General features: G+C 44.4%; 17 protein-coding genes and 4 tRNA genes. 14 read left to right on the top strand and 7 right to left on the bottom strand.

What is annotated here, in order from left to right:
- Nucleotides 1–174 precede the first annotated feature (174 nt).
- Nucleotides 175–1,665 (top strand): flavin-containing monooxygenase, encoded by a 1,491-nt coding sequence (locus tag BFN00_RS07115; RefSeq protein ID WP_071850871.1) that lies wholly within the window; start codon nt 175–177, stop codon nt 1,663–1,665.
- Nucleotides 1,666–1,725: 60 nt separating this feature from the next.
- Here BFN00_RS07115 and BFN00_RS07110 read toward each other — a convergent pair whose 3' ends face one another.
- Nucleotides 1,726–2,898: an acyl-CoA dehydrogenase family protein gene (locus BFN00_RS07110; protein ID WP_071850869.1), complete on the bottom strand. Its 1,173-nt coding sequence runs from the start codon at nt 2,896–2,898 to the stop codon at nt 1,726–1,728.
- A gap of 183 nt (nt 2,899–3,081) precedes the next feature.
- Between BFN00_RS07110 and BFN00_RS07105 the strand changes: the two genes are divergently transcribed.
- The 5 genes from BFN00_RS07105 to BFN00_RS07085 all read left to right on the top strand — a co-directional run bounded on the left by BFN00_RS07105 (nt 3,082) and on the right by BFN00_RS07085 (nt 8,413).
- Nucleotides 3,082–3,339, top strand: coding sequence for an FAD assembly factor SdhE (locus BFN00_RS07105; protein WP_005263749.1), 258 nt, complete (start codon nt 3,082–3,084; stop codon nt 3,337–3,339).
- Complete coding sequence (locus BFN00_RS07100; protein WP_071850867.1) at nt 3,332–3,718, top strand: hypothetical protein; 387 nt, start codon at nt 3,332–3,334, stop codon at nt 3,716–3,718. The genes BFN00_RS07105 and BFN00_RS07100 overlap by 8 nt, the downstream gene beginning before the upstream one ends.
- 534 nt (nt 3,719–4,252) lie before the next feature.
- Complete coding sequence (locus tag BFN00_RS07095) at nt 4,253–5,293, top strand: hypothetical protein (protein ID WP_004281480.1); 1,041 nt, start codon at nt 4,253–4,255, stop codon at nt 5,291–5,293.
- Nucleotides 5,294–5,360: 67 nt separating this feature from the next.
- Complete coding sequence (gene rrtA, locus BFN00_RS07090; RefSeq protein ID WP_004281478.1) at nt 5,361–5,933, top strand: rhombosortase; 573 nt, start codon at nt 5,361–5,363, stop codon at nt 5,931–5,933.
- Between the two features lie 197 nt (nt 5,934–6,130).
- Nucleotides 6,131–8,413 (top strand): TRAP transporter large permease subunit, encoded by a 2,283-nt coding sequence (locus BFN00_RS07085; RefSeq protein ID WP_071850865.1) that lies wholly within the window; start codon nt 6,131–6,133, stop codon nt 8,411–8,413.
- 61 nt (nt 8,414–8,474) lie between these two features.
- Here BFN00_RS07085 and BFN00_RS07080 read toward each other — a convergent pair whose 3' ends face one another.
- The 4 genes from BFN00_RS07080 to BFN00_RS07065 are packed head-to-tail and all read right to left on the bottom strand — an operon-like array spanning nt 8,475 to nt 12,168.
- Nucleotides 8,475–9,356 (bottom strand): DMT family transporter, encoded by an 882-nt coding sequence (locus BFN00_RS07080; protein WP_071850863.1) that lies wholly within the window; start codon nt 9,354–9,356, stop codon nt 8,475–8,477.
- Nucleotides 9,357–9,411: 55 nt separating this feature from the next.
- Entirely contained in the window at nt 9,412–9,846 is a 435-nt protein-coding gene (locus tag BFN00_RS07075) for a restriction endonuclease subunit S domain-containing protein (protein WP_071850861.1), read from the bottom strand.
- 17 nt (nt 9,847–9,863) lie between these two features.
- Complete coding sequence (locus BFN00_RS07070; protein ID WP_171054337.1) at nt 9,864–10,073, bottom strand: YheV family putative zinc ribbon protein; 210 nt, start codon at nt 10,071–10,073, stop codon at nt 9,864–9,866.
- Between the two features lie 40 nt (nt 10,074–10,113).
- Nucleotides 10,114–12,168 carry a M3 family metallopeptidase gene (locus tag BFN00_RS07065; RefSeq protein WP_171260776.1) on the bottom strand — a complete coding sequence of 685 codons (2,055 nt, stop codon included), beginning with the start codon at nt 12,166–12,168 and terminating at the stop codon, nt 10,114–10,116.
- Nucleotides 12,169–12,415: 247 nt separating this feature from the next.
- Between BFN00_RS07065 and BFN00_RS07060 the strand changes: the two genes are divergently transcribed.
- The gene (locus tag BFN00_RS07060) at nt 12,416–12,850 is read left to right on the top strand and encodes a hypothetical protein (RefSeq protein WP_071850857.1); all 435 of its coding nucleotides are present in this window, start codon (nt 12,416–12,418) and stop codon (nt 12,848–12,850) included.
- 38 nt (nt 12,851–12,888) lie between these two features.
- On the opposite strand, the gene rnr is transcribed toward BFN00_RS07060, so the two are convergent.
- A complete protein-coding gene (gene rnr, locus BFN00_RS07055; RefSeq protein WP_071850855.1) occupies nt 12,889–15,336 on the bottom strand; it encodes a ribonuclease R in 2,448 nt (815 codons plus the stop codon).
- 263 nt (nt 15,337–15,599) lie between these two features.
- Here rnr and BFN00_RS07050 point away from each other — a divergent pair.
- The 5 genes from BFN00_RS07050 (at nt 15,600) to BFN00_RS07030 (ending at nt 16,998) form a co-directional block, all read left to right on the top strand.
- Nucleotides 15,600–15,689, top strand: a tRNA-Ser gene (locus BFN00_RS07050).
- A 16-nt stretch (nt 15,690–15,705) separates the two neighbouring features.
- Nucleotides 15,706–15,782, top strand: a tRNA-Arg gene (locus BFN00_RS07045).
- A 48-nt stretch (nt 15,783–15,830) separates the two neighbouring features.
- Nucleotides 15,831–15,907 (top strand) — tRNA-Arg (locus BFN00_RS07040).
- A 118-nt stretch (nt 15,908–16,025) separates the two neighbouring features.
- Nucleotides 16,026–16,631 carry a dihydrofolate reductase family protein gene (locus BFN00_RS07035; protein ID WP_071850853.1) on the top strand — a complete coding sequence of 202 codons (606 nt, stop codon included), beginning with the start codon at nt 16,026–16,028 and terminating at the stop codon, nt 16,629–16,631.
- Between the two features lie 290 nt (nt 16,632–16,921).
- Nucleotides 16,922–16,998 (top strand) — tRNA-Arg (locus tag BFN00_RS07030).
- Between the two features lie 106 nt (nt 16,999–17,104).
- On the opposite strand, the gene BFN00_RS07025 is transcribed toward BFN00_RS07030, so the two are convergent.
- Nucleotides 17,105–18,403 carry a hypothetical protein gene (locus BFN00_RS07025; protein ID WP_071850851.1) on the bottom strand — a complete coding sequence of 433 codons (1,299 nt, stop codon included), beginning with the start codon at nt 18,401–18,403 and terminating at the stop codon, nt 17,105–17,107.
- Between the two features lie 158 nt (nt 18,404–18,561).
- On the opposite strand from BFN00_RS07025, the gene BFN00_RS07020 reads away from it, so the two are divergent.
- Nucleotides 18,562–19,059: a YcxB family protein gene (locus BFN00_RS07020; protein ID WP_004645081.1), complete on the top strand. Its 498-nt coding sequence runs from the start codon at nt 18,562–18,564 to the stop codon at nt 19,057–19,059.
- A gap of 31 nt (nt 19,060–19,090) precedes the next feature.
- On the top strand, nt 19,091–19,732 hold the full coding sequence (locus BFN00_RS07015; protein WP_071850849.1) for a fumarylacetoacetate hydrolase family protein: 642 nt from the start codon (nt 19,091–19,093) through the stop codon (nt 19,730–19,732).
- Nucleotides 19,733–19,759: the final 27 nt, after the last annotated feature.

Below are 19,759 nucleotides of genomic sequence, written 5' to 3'. Positions count from 1 at the left end.
TAAACCGGCCTTTTTTAATGCCTGTATATTTTAATTTAAAGTGATTGAGTTTCAGATAACTGATCTGGCCTCAAAAGATAAAAAAATAGTGGCTTTTTAATGAACTTGACATTGTGTATTGTCAGTTTTGTGATTTAATAAAAACAGATAGCATCGCTTAGGTAAAAGAACAAGATGGAAAAGCAGGTAGATATTTTAATCGTGGGTGCGGGGATCTCGGGGATTGGTCTGGCAGCGCATCTTTCTAAACATTGTCCGCAACGCTCTTTTGAGATTATTGAACGCCGCGAAAGTATTGGTGGAACTTGGGACCTGTTTAAATATCCGGGAATCCGTTCTGATTCGGATATGTCGACTTTTGGTTTTAATTTCAAACCCTGGAAGAAAGAAAGCGTGCTTGCCGATGGCGCATCCATCAAAAATTATCTGACTGAAGTGGTGGATGAGTTTAAGCTACAGCCGAAAATCCATTTTCAGCATCGGGTCTTAAGTGCCAATTATGATTCTACAACCTGCAAATGGTCAGTAGAGATCGAGGATGCACACGGTAAGAAGCAGATCTGGATCGCCAACTTTATACTGGGTTGTACCGGTTATTATAATTATGATCAGGGTTTTCAGCCGGAGTTTCCAAATCAAACTGCATTCAAAGGTGAGTTTATTCATCCGCAACATTGGCCGGAAAATTTAAACTATAAAGGCAAAAAGGTGGTCATTATTGGTAGTGGTGCGACCGCGATTACCTTGGTTCCTGCGATGGTCAAAGGTGGAGCAGGTCATGTGACCATGTTGCAGCGTTCACCGACTTATATTGCCTCTGTGCCTTCGGTCGATTTTATTTATTCAAAAATGCGTAAATATCTGCCTGAGGAGGTCGCCTACAAGCTGACACGTGCGCGTAATATCGTCATGCAGCGCGGGATTTATGCTTTGGCACAGAAACAGCCAAAATTATTAAAATCACTTTTGCTTAAATCGGTGCAATTCCAGCTGAAAGGTAAAGTAGACATGAAGCACTTTACCCCGAATTATGAACCTTGGGATCAGCGTCTGTGTGTGGTGCCGGATGGGGATCTGTTTAAAATTTTACGTGAAGGGCAGGCATCGGTTGCAACGGATCAGATAGAAATCTTTACCGAAACGGGAATTCAGCTGAAATCCGGTCAACATCTGGATGCTGATATTATCGTCTCTGCCACTGGCCTGAATATCCAAATTCTCGGCAGGATTCTGGCGACGATGGATGGTCAGCCTATCGATACCTCACAGCATATGCTGTATAGAGGCATCATGGTCAGTGATATACCGAATATGGCGCTGATTATTGGCTATATTAATGCCTCCTGGACGCTTAAAGTCGACATTGCAGCTGAGTATATTTGCCGTCTGTTGAATTATATGGATCAGCAAGGTTATGCGCAGGTGATTGCTCAGGGAGATCAGAGTGAATTGCTCCAGGATACCGTCATGGGCAGTCTCAGTTCGGGTTATATTGCCCGTGCTGCAGACGTGATGCCAAAGCAGGGCAAACATGCACCGTGGAAAGTCAGCAATAATTATCTCGCAGACCGTAAGGAGCTCAAACAGGCTTCGTTTGAAGATGGCGTGCTGAAATTTAGAAAAAACAGCAATGTTTTAAAGCATAAACCGCGTCTGGTTTCTTAAAGTTATATTTTTGCATACAGAAAAAGGAGTCCTAAGAGACTCCTTTTTTATGAATCCATTTTAAAGTGAACGGGCGATGAGTTCTTTCATGATTTCATTGGTACCCGCATAAATCCGATTGGCACGGTTGTCGATATAGGCACGGGCAATCGGATATTCCAGCATATAACCATAGCCGCCATGCAATTGCAGACATTCATCAACGACTTTGCTGTACATTTCTGAAATCTTGTATTTGGCCGCAGCAGCGGCATCTACGCCTAGTTCGTGATTGAGTTGCAGCTGCATACAGCGATCCAGATAAGTGCGGCAGACATCGATCTCGGTACGTAGTTCTGCCAGTTTAAAACGGGTATTTTGAAAATGGCTGATGCTCTTGCCAAATGCCTGACGTTCCTTAGTATATTTCACTGTATGTGCGAAAGCAGCTTCAGCGCCTGCCTGACAGATAATTGCCACAATCAGGCGTTCCCAAGCCAGCTCTTTCATCAGCATCATAAAGCCCATGCCTTCCAGACCGAGCAGGTTTTCTTTCGGAACCCGAACATTGTCAAAGAACAGTTCACAGGTATCCTGTCCTTTCATGCCAATTTTATTCAGCGGCTTGCCTTTGCTAAATCCGGGACGGTCGGCTTCGACCATAATCAATGACAGATTGGCTGAACCTTTATCATTATTGCCAGTTTTACAAACCACGATGGCCATATCACAGAGATAGCCATTGGTAATAAAAATCTTGGAACCATTAATCAAATAGTCATCGCCATCCAGTATTGCCGATGTACGCACTGCTTGCAGGTCAGAGCCAGTTCCCGGTTCGGTCATGGCGATCGCGGTGACGACTTCTCCAGACGCCATTTTGGGTAGCCATTGCTGTTTTTGAGCTTCATTACCAAAGTTCAGCAGATAATTGGCAACAATATCCGAATGCAATGAAAATCCGGTCGCTGAATCTCCGGCATAGGCCTGTTCCTCAATCAAAATCATGCTATACAGCCGGTCTACGCCAGAGCCGCCATATTCCTCAGGCATGGTAGCGCAGAGCAATCCAAGCCCACCGGATTTATTCCATAGCTCTCGATCCACATGTTGCTGACTTTCATAACGCTCGGTATGTGGAATGACTTCTTTCTCATAAAATTTACGTACCGTCTCGCGAAAAGCATCATGTTCGGTATTAAAGAGTTGGCGCGGCAGCATCGGAGCAAGTGGGCGAATGGCTGCAGATTGCATCTTGTTATTCCTTATTTTGATCTGTTTGGTTTAACTTAGGCCATGCCAAGATCAGCAGCAATGAGCGGAATGTTCAAATGACTTAAATCTGCTGATGCTTTTGGTCATTTCTATGAAATCCCTCGAAATTCAGCCAGCGCTTCAGGTAAACTATTCGGGTTTATAACGAGTTGGGGAAATTCGATGACTGATGACATCAGCTTAGAAGAGCGCAAAGTGATTTATCGTGCGCGTCGTGGTCTAAAAGAACTGGATGTATATTTTGATCCCTACGTAAAAAACCATTACCTGAGTGCTGAGCCTTTCGAAAAACAGATGTTTGCAGAGCTGGTTGAGCAGGAAGACCCGGATTTACTGGACTGGTTTATGGAAGTGTCTGAGCCACCGCGTCCTGAACTGAAAGATTTTATCAAGAAGCTTAAATTTTACGTTCATGGATAATCGTTGCTTCAAGCTGAAACGCAGTCTCTGTGCATTGGCGTTTCAGCTTTTTATTTTTGCACTGCTGATGTATCTATTGTATCAGTTATTACCGATTGCACTTTGGGCAGTGTGCGCTGTCATAGGCTTGGTGATTTATCAGCTGTTTTACCGCAAGACACCACAGATTGAGCAGTTTGAATATCTGGATGGACGTGAATGGTCATTGACTGCCAAAGCACGGCCTACTCGTCGGGTTTGTATTAGTCACGTGATTGATCATCAGGCATATATCGTGGTGTATTTTCAACACGCTAAGGCGCGACCTTTGCTGATCTGGTGCGATCAATTGCCACTCAAACAATGGAAATCCTTAAAATTATTGACTAAATTAATTTAGTTGTAAGACAAGCGCATTTTAATAATTTAATTAAAATGCACATAAAACGAATATTTAGATCAACTTCCTATTTTTATTGTCAGACAAAAATTACGGTTAATCCATAACTTAGAGGAATTGTCTGACAATTTATTCCCTATGTTTTATTTTTAGCCTGTACATTTAACTCACCAACAGCAACTACGGGAGACCTTAATGGAATTTCCAGTATGGATGTTTCTGATCGTAGCGATTGTTTTAACGCTGGTGATCGGACGACTCGGGACAGTGTTGAAGGATAAATTTTCATCTTAATCAAGCAGGGTTTATTATTTTTCTGCTTGTACAGTTAATAAGTAGCATGTGCTGAACCGTCGCAATGCTACTTTTTTTTGCCCAAAATTTGGGATTCTCCTAAATACAGTCAATTGCAGCGCGGCCATTTAATGGCAAAGTGTCTCGTCTAAATTAGAGTAAATACTCTTTTATTCACAAAATGCTTCTGATATCTTTAGCAGAAAGATGGACATAATCACAATTATAGAGGACAGGAAAATGTCAGACGTCCGTAAAATATGCCAAGGTATGGCGACCATTGCAATAACAACAACAGTTTTGACGGGGTGTTCTCAGGTCATTAAAACCGGTGCCAATGTTGCACTGGGTTTCACCGAAAACCATATTGTACCGCCGATTTTAGCGATGGATGATGCTGAAATGGTGTGTAATTCAGGGAATTCTTTAACGCCGGCCATTATGGCGACCAAAGAAATGGGGGCGGATCCAACACGGGTGGCCGTGCTGATGTATTCGGCTGCCGGTATTTGTGCCGAGCAAAAAGCGCTGGAAGCCGAGTTACGCTATTTACGTGCTTCAAAAACCAATCAGGTGGCAGAAGCTCAAGATGCCCGAATCGAGCAGAAGCGCTGGGCGGCACTGGCAGCACAGCGTCAATATACCGGTTATCAACTGTTCCAGAGCCGTTATGAAAAGAAATACCAAAAAGCCCTGGGTGAAGAATGTCCACGCATGAACAGTGATATCGAGCAAACGGTTTATCTGTTGGGTATGCTCAGCGGCTTGCAGGCCATGACCAATGATATTAACTCGGGTGGTGCAGTGCATGTACCGAAAGATATTGCTGCCGTGGTCGAGCGTGGCATGGTGTGTCTGGATAACGCGAAATTCTGGGGTGCGCCGAATGCCACCCGTGCGGTGATCTGGACTTTGTTGCCAGGCGCAGGGGAAGGCAAGCCTGACCCTTACCAAACATTAAAACAATCTACACAAATTGGTGAGCAAAAAGGTGTACGTTTATCTCATGCCTTGTATGCCGTAGCGGCTCAGGCCAGTGGCGATGATGCCAAAGTTCGGGATGCCTTGAAAACCTTTGCTCAGGCCCGTACGGAGGAAAAACCGGTAAATCCGCAATTCAAGCTGATTGACAGCATGGCCGCGATTATGGTCAGTGGCATATCAGATCGTTACTGGACAGAAAATACTGGTATACGTAGTGGCGATGATGGCATGCAACGTTTCTGGGATGAATCCGACAGTTCTTCCGAGCTCGATGATCTGTTCAGTGCGGATCTGTAATGCAGATACTATGCATGAAGCTTCAGGGATGAAGTCAAATTAGATGGTCAGGGAGGACAACAGGCCGATGCTAGATCAACATTTTCGACGAAAAATTATTTTTCTAGCGGCTTTTGTCTCTCTCTCTGCATGTCTGCAAATTTTTCAGGATCATTTTATCTACTGGCAAGAGAGTCTGCTGGGTGAATTCTGGCGACTCTGGACAGCGCACTGGGTACATGTGAGCTGGATTCATTACTTTCTAAACATTCTCGCCTTTATCTGTTTACCTTTCATTTTTCCACGCGCTACCGTCTGGCATTTCTGTGCCATTTTGCTGATCTTGCCACCGTTGATCAGTTTAAGCTTTTATTTTTTCTTACCCAATATTGAAGCCTATGCTGGCCTGTCGGGCGTGCTGCATGGTGCCTATGTCGCCGTAGCCTGTGTACATTTGCTGTATAAGCGGGAACGCGGCTTTGCGGCGCTGGTATTATTTTTGATTTTTGCCAAACTGGTCTGGGAAAACACCATTGGCAATGTCGGAACGGCGCAGCTGATCGGTAGTCCGGTTTTGGTTGAGGCACATTTACTTGGGGTGATTTGGGGCGTGATTCTGGCGCTGATCTATATTGTGAGCAATTATTTTCGGGATAATTAAAGTGCAGAGATAAATAATTTACTTGGCAGAAAATACAAAAAGAAAATATAAATTGTCATTTTTATTGTGCCAATTTTCATGCAAAGTCAAAACATAGAATAAAGATCCTGACCTTTGAAAAGGAATTTTCTAGGCAGAAGGGAAGATCAGCGTCCTAGACCAAGCATCAGGCCGCTAAAATAAAAATAGGAATACACATGCAAAATAATCATCAAAACAGATCAGGATTAGGTCTGTTGCGTTATATATGGACAGAGTGGATCTCGACCTTCGTCGTGCTGGTTTTACTTTTGCTCACTTTGATTATTGGCACCGGGGAAATGATTCACGGTCAGTTGCTGCGTATGGGGGAGCGTATTTACGGCGATCCGGCAACAGGAATGCAATATTCATTTTTAAGGGCTGAGCCGACGCGTCCACAATGTGAACGCAATATTAATGTTGATCAACGCGTTCAGCAGCAGATAAAAGCCGATGCAGCCGATGAATATGCCGACTTCTTCGGGGTGCGTTCGGAAGCGGATGTCCGTGCTGCGGTGTTACAGGCACAGCAGGTCTGTGAAGAATCCTACCTGTTTTATGATAAAGCCATTCAACATGTGCAAGCTCATCCAAGTATTCGGGCTTATCGGACGTTTGAAACCTCTTTTTTTGGAATCTTCAAGTTTGGTACGGAAAACCGGGCTTTGCTTCTGGTCATCATGGTGGTCTTTGCTGCGATCAGTGCCACTCTAAAAACCCATCATATTGGCTTACGTAGCCCGAGCACGCGTATCGACTTTAAAGTTTATTCGGTCGCCATGCTGGTCGCTAATGCTTTCCTGGCATTTTCATCCTATAGCCAATATCAGTCCGTATTGAACTCGGGCGTGCCGATGGGGGAGATGAAGTACATCTACTGGTTGTGGATGATTCTGTTCAGCACACTCACCTTGATCAGCCTGTATCAGGTGATCAAACAGCCAAAACCAACGCGCGAAGGTGGCAGTTTTGGTCTGGCCTTTTTGAGTGTGCCGCTGTATGCCTATATGGCCATTACTACCGGAATAAATTTCACCTTTTTTATGGACTATCCAATGGGGCAGGGGATTTACCTCGGTCAATTGGTAGAGTTTTCCAGTATTTTCCTAAATCTGGCCTTGTTTATCTGGGCCGGTATGTTGCTGAAACAGACCCGTGTCGTGGACATGTTCCTGAATATTCTGCGTCCATGGAATCTGGCCCCTGAAACCCTGACCTGGTTAATCTTGCTGGCAGCTGCATTACCGACCGCCTATACCGGAGCATCAGGGATTTTCGTAATTGCCGCAGGTGCGATTATTTACAAGGAAGTCTGGAATGCGGGCGGACGCCGTCAGTTTGCATTGGCCGCCACTGCAATGTCTGGTTCACTGGGCGTGGTTTTACGTCCTTGCTTGCTGATTGTCGTTGTGGCATCACTGAATAAAGAAGTGACCACCGACTTACTCTATCACTACGGGATTTATGTCTTCCTGCTCAGTTCGACTTTATTCCTGGTAATTTCCCTGTTCTTTGCAGAAAACAAATTCCGGATTGCTGCACCTATTGTGGCTGCTCCTCAATCCGGTCGCGCCTTCATTGCGATTATTCCATATATCGTGATTTTCATTCTGATCTGGTTATTCTATAAATATGCCTTGTCGACTGACCTGAATGAATTTACCGCACCGGTGATGATGCCAGTCATTCTGCTGATGATTGTCTTGTTCGACAAGTTGCGTCATGAACCTGCGCCGTTGCCGGCAGTGGGGCATTGGGATGAAACTTTGACCGCAACTTTAAACTCAAGATCGACACCTGAACTGGCAACAGCCGGTGCTGCGGCCAATGCAGAATATCGTGAAGCTGAACATAGCGAACAATCAGGCAAAGAACTGGTGGTTGATCATGCTGTGCAGCGCTCAAAGGCGACCGAAATTTTACGTCAAGTCGGTTTCTGGAAGTCCATGCATATTTCGACCAGTGAGACCGTGGGCCATATTGGTGCCTTGGTCATTCTGATGGCACTCTCGGTGAGTGTCGGTGGCTTGCTGGAACGTATTGAAATTATGGAAGCCTTCCCGACCGATATCAGTAGTACTATTTTGGTGATTTCACTGATTGTCGGCTTGATGATTTTTGTCGGGATGATCATGGATCCATTTGGCGCGGTGATTCTGATTTCGGCAACCGTGGCTCCAGTGGCTTACCAATATGGCATTCATCCAGTTCATTTCTGGATGATTACCCTGATTGGTTTTGAGCTGGGTTATGTGACGCCACCGGTTGCGCTGAATCATCTGCTGGCCAGACAGTCGATTGGCGATGCTGAGGTGGCTGAAGCGGATGCGGAAGTTCGCCATCTGTCTTTTTACTATCGTTATGAACGCTGGATTTTACCAGTGATAGTATTGCTGCCTGCGATGCTGATCATTGCCTATGTGCCTTATATCTTTAAACTGTTCGGCTGGTATCAATAAGAAAAAAGCAATAAAAAAGCACCTACGGGTGCTTTTTTATTGCTTTGATTTCGAATCTTGATCAAATCTTGGATGAATTCAGGCGCTTTTGTAGAATCGGGCTACACAGTAGAATCGCACAGAAAATCAGTCCCAGCCCAATCAGGCTATAAAGGTCTGGAACCTCATGCCAGAACAGAAAGCCCCACATGCCGGCAAAGAAAATCGCCACATAGTTGACCGGTCCAATTTGTCCTGCCGGAGCCAGCTTGTAGGCATTTGACATGAACAGTTGGCTGAAATTGGCCAGAATACCGGCAGTGATCAGGTAGCTGAGTTCTGTCAGGGTATAAGGTCGCCATAGCCAGAACATCGGAATCACTGAAATCAGGGTGCCAATAAAGCAGAAATAAAACACGATTTTTTCCGGAGACTCAGTTTTAGTCAGTGCCCGAACCGTGACAAAGGCCATCGCCGCCAGAAAGCTCGCACTCAAACCAATGACCGACATCAGGTTAATTAGACCCGAATCTGGTTTGGCGACACAGAGTACGCCGATGAAACCAATCAGAGCTGCGGCTAACATGCTTGTGGTGATTTTTTCCTTGAGAAATAGCCAGGCAATCAAAGGAATAAAAATCGGGGAAGAGTAGGTGAAGACCATGGCATTGGAGAGTTTTAAATGAGCAATGGCATAGAAAAAGCCGTACATGGCAGTCAGGCCGACCACTGCGCGCCAAGTGTGCATCCATAGTTTTTCAGTTTTGAAAAAACCAATGCCTTTATTGAAAATGAAAGGCAGGAAAATAAACAGCCCAACAAAATTGCGAAAGAAGACCACGGTAGCATTATCAACTGTTGTTGAGGCATAACGGATACAGACGCCCATGACTGAAAAGAGAAAAGCAGAGCAGGTCAGTAACAGAATGGCTTTAAGCAGATGCGGAGCGGCTGGGGCAGACATGGAAACAACTGAGCTAGAAGATCTGACGATATTCTAGCTGAAATGCTGTCGAGATTTACTGGCTTTGAGCAAGTTGTGCTTCAAGTAACTTGATCTGTTCCTCTTTCAGTTGGATCAACTGGTCGGCATCGCTATGCTGCGCATCCAGTGTGGCTTTTTGTTCATTGAGCTGAACTTGGATGTCATCTAATTTAGCCACTTCTTCTTTGGCCAAACTGGCATTCTCCGGCACTGGTGCATCTAACAGCTGATTTGATACCAGTGCTTTAGCTTCGATCGTCTCAGGTGCTTTCGCTGCCGCCGTATCTTCTTCAGTTTTCGCCGCAGGTTTTGCTGCCGGAACAGCCGCGATATCTTCCTGATGTATGCGTTCCGCTTCACCGGAAAAGGCATTCAACCACTGATATAGCAATACCAATGCAACGACAGTAACTAAAGCCCCCATAATCCCCATTAAAAGTTTGGGGTTATTTCTTTGTTCTACTGACATAGCTTGAACCTTGATTTTTATTTTACTGAACGAGGTTTAAACTGAATCACGCCAACTTCATCTGGAACAGCTGGTGTTTCTGGTTGATCAACATGTGTGGGACGATTTTCTTCATAACCACATTCAATACATTCGATCCATTCATCTTCACCAGAGGTCAGCATGACGACGCGATCTAACGCCTGACATTTTGGACATTTTGCGCCTGCAATGAAACGACGTTTAATGGTCATCATACTCACCTTGTGATCAACTTAAAAAGCTAGTTTAAGCGTTTTTAGAGGGGTTCGTCCAACCTTGATGACGCAGCAACGCATCTATTTTTGGCTCGCGTCCGCGGAAATTGATAAATGCGTCAAGTGCTGTGTCTTTTCCGCCAACTGCGAGGATATTTTCCCGAAACTGCTTTCCGGTAGTGGTATTAAAAATACCTTCATCTTCAAAGCGGTCGAAGGCATCACTGGCCAAAACTTCGGCCCATTTATAGGAATAATATCCTGCTGCATAACCACCGGCAAAAATGTGACTGAAGCTGTGCTGGAAACGGTTATAGTCGGTGGTCGGTAGGACCGCATACTTTTCACGGATGTCATTCAGCGTCGCCTGAACCTGTGTTGCATTTAAAGCCGGATTGGCTCGGTGAATACTCAGGTCAAACAGGGCAAATTCAAGCTGACGCAGGGTTTGCATGCCAGACTGGAAGAAACGTGCATCGAGCAGGGCTTTCAGCAACTCTGCCGGCAAGGATTCTTGAGTTTCAATGTGCTCGCTGAGCAGATCCAGACTTTCCTGATCCCAGGCCCAGAATTCCATAAACTGGCTTGGCAGTTCGACCGCATCCCAAGCCACGCCATGGGTACCTGCTACCGCAATATTGTCCACTTCTGTCAGCATATGATGCAGGCCATGACCAAATTCATGGAACAAGGTGATGACTTCATCATGGGTCAAGAGTGCAGGGCGATTGCCGACGGGTGGGGTAAAGTTACCGACCATATAACAAATCGGTTTTTGCAAGCCATCACTGGTCTGCATACGGGAACGGAAACCGCTCATCCATGCACCGCCACGTTTGCCTTGACGTGCATACAGATCAAAATAGAAACCGCCAATGACCTGACCCTGATCTTCCAGTTCAAAATAACGTGCATCTGGATGCCAGACAGGCGCTTCACGTTCAATGACTTGAATGCCATACAGACGATTCACAATACTGAACAGGCCTTGCAGGATTTTTGGTGCAGGGAAGTAAGGTTTAAGCACTTCCTGTGACAAATTAAATTGCTGCATTTTCAGCTTTTCAGAATAATAGCCACTGTCCCACGGTTGCAGATCACGGATGCCATCTTCAGCAGCAATCGCTTTCAGTTCTGCAATTTCTTTCTCTGCTGGCGCGCGGGCATGCTCTGCCAGATCACGCAAGAATTCGTCTACGGCCTCTACACTTGGTGCCATTTTGCTGGCTAAGGACAATTCCGCATAATTATTAAAGCCAAGCAGTTTTGCCATTTCCAGACGCAAACTGAGAATTTCTTCGATCAGTGCAGTATTGTCAAACTCGCTCTGTTCAGCCTGATCTGACGCACGTGTGGTATAAGCTTTATAGAGTTCTTCACGCAGAGGGCGATTTTCTGAATGGGTCATGATCGCCAGATAAGACGGGAAATCCAGCGTAGCCACCGGTTGATCCAGCTCACGTTGCTGACCATATTGTTTTAACAGCTCAATATTACTGGTAGATAGACCCGCTAACTCCTCTTCATTTAGCGGTCTGAAATAGGCCTGAGTCGCATCCAGTACATGGTTGGAGAAGTCGGAAGATAATTGGGACAGACGTGCCGAAATTTCCGCATAACGTTTTTTCGCTTCACCCTCTAACGCCACCCCAGATAATTTAAAGTCACGTAAGGCCAGTTTAATGGCGCTTTGCTGCGCTGCCGGCAGTTCACTATAAATCGACGCATCATAAATATGCTGATAGGTCTGATACAGCGCCGTATGTTGACCCAGTTGCGTATAATATTCGCTAAGACCCGGTAAAAGTGCTTGGTAGACATCACGGGTTTCGGCATTGTTCATCACGGCATTTAAATGTGACAAGATGCCCCAAGACTCACTCATATTGTTTTCAAGCGTGTCGACATGTTCCAACGTAGTCAGCTGCTCCTGTACTGTAGTAGGCGTTTCGGTGAGGTCATTCAGGAACTTTTGCCCTTCAGCGATACAGCTTTCAATTTTTTGTTTTAGCTCAGCCAGCGTAATCTGATCAAATTGTGGAACAGGCAAAGTTGCCTTTTCTAAAGTCATGTCGGTCTGCCAAATTAATTTTCAATGTTAAATCTAGATGTAGGGCTTTTAATTGAGTAAATCAAGTTTTGAAACTAATATTTGCTTTATAATTTGAAAATAGAGAAAAATTATTATGCAAAGAAAAACAGAAGTAACATTTTTATTTAGTGCAGCAGTCGCTTTTATCTTACTTGGTATATTGTAATATTGGTTTATCTTCGATTTTGTTGTCCCAATATCTTATTATGATAATGATCTAGATAAAGGAGCATTTGCCACGATGATGAGTTGGTCAGCTACCTTATTTATTGGTTATGCAGGTTACATTTTATTAGATAAATGGAAAGAACAAGAAAATAGAAAAGTTGAAAGAGATGAAATTATTTTTGCTTACAAACAATTAGTTGGGTGGACAACTAAAACTTTAGATTTATCTCATAAACCTGAATGGAAAAAATCTGATTTTAATGAAATGAAAGAATCATACTATCAAGTATATGCAATTTTAGTTCTTATTGAGAACCTTTCTGATAAATCAGAATTTATTTTAATTTCTAAAAAATTTACAGATATTTATAACAAGATTATTGATGCAAAAATCGAGCAAATAGATGAAAAATTAGACCAAAATGTTTGTGAAGAGAAAATCAAGAATCATATAGCAGATGTAGATAAAATTTATTCTAAATTATTATCTTCTGTTCGTATTGAATAAAAAAGAGCGCCGTAGCACTCTTTTTAAACCGTCAAAAATTATTCAGTCTTGGCTTTTGCATTCGACTTTTTCTTTTTGACCTTGGCCTTTTTCTTTACTTTATCTTTAACCTTTGCTTCAGACTTTCCTGCAGATGGTTTAGCAGACTTTTTACTGTAAGAGCTGGGTTTTCCTTTTCCTTTTTTGCGTCGTATGGGCTGTTCTCCATCGGTGCTCAGGTTGGGTTTAGATTCACGTTCATTGTTGCCGAACACTTCTTCGGTTGCTGCTGGACGTGATACTGGTTTTTTCTCGCTCACGCGCGGTGCACGGGCACGAACTGCACGGCCGGCATGACTGAGTTGTTGCACCAGTTCAAAGTCGATCTTGCGTTCTTCCAGATTGACACCGGCAACCTTGATTTTGACTTCATCACCCAGACCAAAGACCTGACCACGGTTCTGGCCGATCAGATTCTGGCTGCTTTGATCAAAGACAAAGAAGTCATCGCCTAGCTGGCTGACATGCACCATACCATCGACATACAGGTCTTTTAGCGTGACAAACAGGCCAAATTCTGCCGTTGCACTAATAATGCCGACAAATTCTTCACCCAGATGCTGCTGCATATAATGGCATTTCAACCAGGTCGTTACCGAGCGTGATGCTTCATCTGCACGACGTTCTGTGGCAGAGAAATGGTCACCAGCTTCATCTAAAGCACCACCTGAAAGTGGAGATGGCTTGTTATTTAAATGTGCTTTGATTGCACGATGCAATAACAGATCCGGATAACGGCGAATTGGTGAAGTGAAATGTGTATAGGCTTCATAAGCCAGACCATAATGGCCTGCATTACTCGCACCATAGTAAGCCTGCATCATGGAGCGTAATAACACCGCATGAATACTTGGTGCATCAATCCGTTCTTTGGTCGCTTCAATCACCGCCTGATAATCTTTCTGAGTCGGCTGTTCCGGGAAATTCAAACCCAGCAGCTTGACGAAGTCACGGACTTTCTGGATACGTGAGAACTCAGGTGGCTCATGCACGCGGTACAACATTGGCATTTCATTTTTCAATGCATATTCTGCGGCTGCCACGTTGGCCAGCAACATACATTCTTCAATCAGCTTATGCGCATCATTACGGCTACGCGGCAAAATTTCTTTAATTCCGCCCAGTTCGTCGAAGGTCATGTAAGTTTCGACGGTTTCAAATTCCATGGCATGGCGTTCAGCACGTAAACTTTTAAGAACTTGATAAAGCTGGAACAGGGTGTTGATCGACTTGCGAACTTCACGGTCTTCGGTAATGGCTTGACTGTCACCTTCCAGATACTGTGCGACCTGATCATAGGTCAAACGTGCCTTGGAATGCATAACAGATGGATAGAACTCAAAACCGGTAACACGGCCAGCACGTGACAGTTTTAAATCACAGACCATACATAGGCGGTCAACATTCGGATTTAACGAACACAGGCCATTCGACAATGCTTCAGGCAGCATCGGTAAAACAAAGTGCGGGAAGTAGACTGACGTCCCGCGTTCCTGCGCTTCATCATCCAGCGGTTTGCCTGGACGCACATAATGGCTGACATCGGCAATGGCCACGACCACACGATAGCCACCACCCGGACGTTTTTCGGCATAAACGGCATCATCAAAGTCACGTGCATCTTCACCGTCAATAGTAACTAAGGCTAAATCACGCAGATCCACACGACCTTCATGGTCTTTGGCCGTTGGTTCTTTAAAGCTCTCGGCTTCTTTAACCACTTCTTCCGGGAATTCATAAGGCAAACCATATTCTAAAATGGTTTGTGGAATGATGATTTCAGTATCGGCCTTGTCTGCCATGGACTGCACAATATGCCCAGTCGCGAATTCTTCACGGGTCGGATAGGTATCAATCGCCACACGAATCGAGTCACCCAGATTGACTTGGGCATGTTCAATCAGTTCTTTTTCAAGGGTAATTGGCTGATGTGCATTCGGGTTGGCTGGCTGGATAAAGTATTCACCATCATACTCTGACACTTTACCAATGATCTGTTTGACACGATGCTGCACAACTTCCGTAATGTAGCCCCAGGCCTTACCTTTACGGTCTACCGAAGTCTGACGCACTTTAACGCGGTCACCATTAAAGACCAGGCGCAGTTCACGCTCAGCCAATAATAAGTCGTCCTGGCCGGAAATGTTGGCAGTTCCCATCCCCCGGGAATTGATATAAACCGTCGCTTCGGATTCAGGTTGCTCGACGGCAATCTGAAACTTGTAGCCGTCTTTCATCAGTTGCCCGTCACGCACCATCGCAATTAAACGATGGCTTAGGGCATCAATACTTTTTTGATCTGCAATTTCAAAATGTTCGACCAGGTCTGCATGGGACTGGGCATTGTTCTTTTCGATGGTTTCTAAAATGAGCGTGCGGCTAGGGATAGGGTTGTCATAACGTTCGGCTTCAGCTTTTGCTTCAGGATCGACCCAGTTTTTCATCATGTCTTTAAATTTATCTTAGGAGATAGGTTTAGCATAAAACATGTGTGCGCAGACTGCACGTAAATGATTGCAATAATCCATTTAAGTTTTCAATTTTCTGTTAATTTTCGATAACTGGAAATTTATGCAGTTTTTTTGCCATCAAAATGCACGAAAAATCGAGGAATTGCTTAAAAAGTATTTAAACGAGCAAAAATATGCACTTTTTTTTGATGCTGCGCTTGCAGTGCCATGCCGAAATTTGTATTATGGCCGCACGTTACGGTGAGATGGGTGAGTGGCTGAAACCACGTCCCTGCTAAGGACGCATACGGGTAACTGTATCGAGGGTTCGAATCCCTCTCTCACCGCCACGCTTACTTACGTCGCGCGCTCATAGCTCAGCTGGATAGAGCACTTGGCTACGAACTAAGGGGTCGGGAGTTCGAATCTCTCTGAGCGCACCAAGTAAGTTAAGCAGAAAAACGTATCGCCAACCTAGGCACACAAGTTACGCGCTCATAGCTCAGCTGGATAGAGCACTTGGCTACGAACTAAGGGGTCGGGAGTTCGAATCTCTCTGAGCGCACCAACTTGAACAATTAACCGCACATTTTGCGGTTTTTTTGTGCCTAAAATTTACAGAAACACCAGACATCACGTGCTAAAAATAAGTCTCAGGCGAGTGAATAAAAATAAAGGCAGTCGTGATGAGAAAAATCATTGTCCAGGAATTTTTGACCCTAGATGGCGTGATGCAGGCGCCCGGCGGCCCCAAAGAAGATATATCTGGTGGTTTTCAATATGGTGGCTGGGTGGCGCCGTATTTTAACGCGGAACCTGATCCGGCATTTGATGCCATCATGCAAACATGGATGCAGCCCTCCGATATTCTTTTGGGGAAAAATACTTTTCAGATTTTTGAATCTTACTGGCCCACACATACTGAAGACTGGCCGGGAATCAATGACGTCAATAAATATGTTCTTTCTACCAGTCTGGAACATTCCGACTGGCAAAATACCCTTTTTTTGAAAAGCATTGATGAGATCATCAAGCTTAAAGCATCAGGAGAGGGGGATATTCGAGTTTATGGCAGTGCTACAGTGGTACAGGCGCTTTTCAAATATGAACTTGTGGACGAACTTCGTCTGCTGACTTTTCCAATCATTCTGGGTGTTGGCAAACGCCTGTTTAGCCATGAGTCAATACCTGCCGCTTTTCAATTGATAGATCACCTGGCCAGCTCAAATGGTATTGTGTTTACGCATTATCAAAGGGTAGGAGCAGTAAAGACTGGAACAATAGGCGAGTGATAAAGCATACAAGGGTGATGACGGTCGTTTTATATTTGAATTCTATTCTGGCTGAATACCTGGTTGAGAATACTTAAGGCTGACCCATTGTGTGGTGCTGGAATTTTTCGGAAAATCCAGCTTTCTGGTTGAATTAATTAAGTGCTTTTAGCTCTAAATCCGCAGAAGTTTTCAGCAGAAAACTATAAATTCTGATACATCGTTTAATTACTGTACATTCAGTTGTGATTTTATTAAAAAACACTTAACAAGACTAAAAAAGCTCGTATAATGCACCCCATCAAGACGTCGCGCTCATAGCTCAGCTGGATAGAGCACTTGGCTACGAACTAAGGGGTCGGGAGTTCGAATCTCTCTGAGCGCACCAATCTTGATAAGAATTCTGAAAAAAACCGCACAGTGATGCGGTTTTTTTACGTCTGTGATTTTTAACTATTTTTCATATAAAAAACCAATAACTCTCTGCTTCCTGCTCATCTTAATTTCTGCTGCACTTTCAGTGCATAAACGGTATTGCCACCTACCGCAGGTAAAACATCGTGATAGGGCATGCTGCGCATGGCTCTTAATAAGAATGGCGCCTGATCGTGAATCTTCATGCTGCTGGTAATTTGAAATAAGGTACCTTGTGACTGCGGCAATAAGCGCATGCCACCTTTCACAAACTTCAAGTCGCCACCATTAGCATTAAACTGGTTTTGCAGGGAATCAGGCTGGTAAAAACGCATCTTGAAGTTAAATGGAATCTGAATCACTCCTAAACCGACCGACACCTTATAGTTGGCATCTATATTCTGGGCATTGACCGGATTCAGTTCGACTTTCTTGATCTGCCGGGGGAAAAGCTGCTGGGTTGCTTCAGCTGCTAACCACGGCCGCAATTTTTCGACCGGATTCGGAAAATATTGATAGGTGCTGCTAAATCTTAAATTTTCTGAGAATTTTCCTTCTTTGATCAGATAGTTCGGCAAAATGAAACTGACCGGTTGCCCTGATTTTTGGCTGATCTGGGCAATTTTTTGTAGCTGTTGAGGGTTCAATCTCAGTTGCGGAATCGGAGTTGCTAGTGCTGCTGTATGCTCGGTTTTAAAGCGTTGTTGTAGTGCTTCCAGCAGAAATGCATTGGTACTCGGCGGAATGCCGAGTTTGGCTTCAGGCAGCGCATTCAGGATTTTACTGAATAAAAAGCCTTTAGGCTGATTCAGGTCGCCCCATTGGGTGACAGTCACCAGCGTTTTATGCGGACCCAGTGCAAACCATTCCAAGTTTCCCGCACCATAGGGAATTGGCGCATCGATAATTAAAGTATTGATGCTGTTTTCACCCAGATGATGCTGCATCACTACAGTTTCTTTAAAGTTCAACACCGGAATCGGGGTCGGGATATGAACCTGATATCTAACCTGCTGAATCGAACCCTGCTGCTCCAGCACTTTGGCTGACTTTAAGGTCGGAAATAGACCCACATAATTCGGATAATGGCGTAGCAATTTTTCAACCTGAGCTTCAGCTACCGGTAATACCACAGCCGCACTATAAAACTGTGTCTTGCTGGCTGCATTACTATTTAAGGTGGGAAGCTGGGTTTTACTGGTTGGATGTGCATAAATCAGAATCCGCTCGCCGGTTAATTCTGCCAGTTGCTGGGCATTTCCCTGATAAGCACTCAGACTGCTCGGTAGTTCGGCATTCCAGGGAATAATCTTGGCCAGTGCTGGAGCAGAAACTGCCAAACAAACACCGATGAGCATGCATTGCTTTAATCCTTTCATTCAACATCCTGTTGCTTATTTTTTGTTTTAATTGTTGTTTATTTAAAACCAAATGTACGTATTTCCAAAGCAAAGTTATGTAATTGATGCGACAGGCCATAAGCGCTGTAGATATTTTGCTATAGTATTGGGCAAGATTTTATTTTTGATGTGATGCTATGACTGAGTCAGCACCGACTTTATCGACCCGTTATTTTCTGACTTTAGAAGAATCTCAGGATGGTTTTGCCCTGGCGACGTTTGGTAAAAAGCAGATTTCACGTTTTCTGACGCCTCTGGTCAGTATCGGGATCATCATCTGGGGTTTCTCGATGGGTTTTGATGGCGTCGGACGTTATTACGTGGCTTTGGGCGCATTCTTTCTGCTCCTGCAAGGTATTATGCGTTACTGGTTCCTGCCGATGATGTTTAAACGTCAGTTTGTTAAATATCAGTTTGGTAAAAGCGAACAGGGTATTGATTTGTATCAGGACTATGCGGAAATTTTTAATAATGATCGTAGTAAGTTGGTGCCATATAGCGAAGTGCAGAATTTTGCTGTCGGTAAACTCACTTATATGCTGGAATTAAAAAACCGTACCGTGGTTATTGTGCCGAAGCGTGCATTTAAGGACGGCACTGAACAGAGTATGTTCGAGCATACATTTAAAAAATAATTCAGATATCTATAAAAGGGAAGTTTTGATCATGAGCACACGTCCATCCAAAATCGTTTGCGTGGGTCGCAGTTATGCCGATCATGCCAAAGAACTCGGCAATGCGATCCCTGATCGTCCGGTATTGTTTATCAAGCCACCGAGTGCCTTAAGTTCGCTTGAAGCAGGCATTGAGTGGAATCCGGAATGGGGCAATTGTCATTATGAATGTGAACTCAGCTTGCGCATTGACCGGACTTTAAGCAAAGAAAGCGATCCTGTGAAATCACTTGAAGCTGTGGGTGCGGTGACTTTAGGTCTGGACTTAACTTTGCGTGATTTACAGGATGATCTCAAGAAAAAAGGCCAGTCTTGGGAACGTGCCAAAGCCTTTGATGGTTCTTGTTTGTTGTCGGATTGGGTGCCTGTCGCCGATGTAGTCACTGACTGGAAAGATGTGCATTATACACTGCAAGTCAATGATGAGCTACGTCAAAAAGGTGATACCGCTTTATTGATATTTGATATTGCGACCTTGCTGGCTGACATCAGTCAGGTCTTTACTTTGGAAGAAGGGGATGTGGTGATGACCGGTACACCGGCAGGCGTTGCGGCATTACATTCAGGCGATCAACTGAAAATGACCCTCAAAGGGCAGGCTCAAGATTATGTCTGGACGACTTTTGTGAAATAACCAGGATTTTGAATCAAAGGAGCCTAT

Source organism: Acinetobacter sp. AR2-3, assembly GCF_001878775.1.
Taxonomy (GTDB): Bacteria; Pseudomonadota; Gammaproteobacteria; order Pseudomonadales; family Moraxellaceae; genus Acinetobacter; species Acinetobacter lwoffii_D.
This window is presented reverse-complemented; position numbering and strand designations above follow the sequence as displayed.

Bases quoted from the DNA above. Each gene is read 5' to 3' on its own strand.
- BFN00_RS07100 (WP_071850867.1), top strand. From the start codon at position 3,332: ATGGATAATCGTTGCTTCAAGCTGAAACGCAGTCTCTGTGCATTGGCG.
- BFN00_RS07015 (WP_071850849.1), top strand. From the start codon at position 19,091: ATGAGCACACGTCCATCCAAAATCGTTTGCGTGGGTCGCAGTTATGCC.
- rnr (WP_071850855.1), bottom strand. From the start codon at position 15,336: ATGATGAAAAACTGGGTCGATCCTGAAGCAAAAGCTGAAGCCGAACGT.
- rrtA (WP_004281478.1), top strand. From the start codon at position 5,361: ATGCTAGATCAACATTTTCGACGAAAAATTATTTTTCTAGCGGCTTTT.
- BFN00_RS07115 (WP_071850871.1), top strand. From the start codon at position 175: ATGGAAAAGCAGGTAGATATTTTAATCGTGGGTGCGGGGATCTCGGGG.
- BFN00_RS07020 (WP_004645081.1), top strand. From the start codon at position 18,562: ATGACTGAGTCAGCACCGACTTTATCGACCCGTTATTTTCTGACTTTA.
- BFN00_RS07060 (WP_071850857.1), top strand. From the start codon at position 12,416: ATGATGAGTTGGTCAGCTACCTTATTTATTGGTTATGCAGGTTACATT.
- BFN00_RS07110 (WP_071850869.1), bottom strand. From the start codon at position 2,898: ATGCAATCTGCAGCCATTCGCCCACTTGCTCCGATGCTGCCGCGCCAA.
- BFN00_RS07075 (WP_071850861.1), bottom strand. From the start codon at position 9,846: ATGTCAGTAGAACAAAGAAATAACCCCAAACTTTTAATGGGGATTATG.
- BFN00_RS07085 (WP_071850865.1), top strand. From the start codon at position 6,131: ATGCAAAATAATCATCAAAACAGATCAGGATTAGGTCTGTTGCGTTAT.
- BFN00_RS07105 (WP_005263749.1), top strand. From the start codon at position 3,082: ATGACTGATGACATCAGCTTAGAAGAGCGCAAAGTGATTTATCGTGCG.
- BFN00_RS07035 (WP_071850853.1), top strand. From the start codon at position 16,026: ATGAGAAAAATCATTGTCCAGGAATTTTTGACCCTAGATGGCGTGATG.
- BFN00_RS07080 (WP_071850863.1), bottom strand. From the start codon at position 9,356: ATGTCTGCCCCAGCCGCTCCGCATCTGCTTAAAGCCATTCTGTTACTG.
- BFN00_RS07095 (WP_004281480.1), top strand. From the start codon at position 4,253: ATGTCAGACGTCCGTAAAATATGCCAAGGTATGGCGACCATTGCAATA.
- BFN00_RS07025 (WP_071850851.1), bottom strand. From the start codon at position 18,403: ATGAAAGGATTAAAGCAATGCATGCTCATCGGTGTTTGTTTGGCAGTT.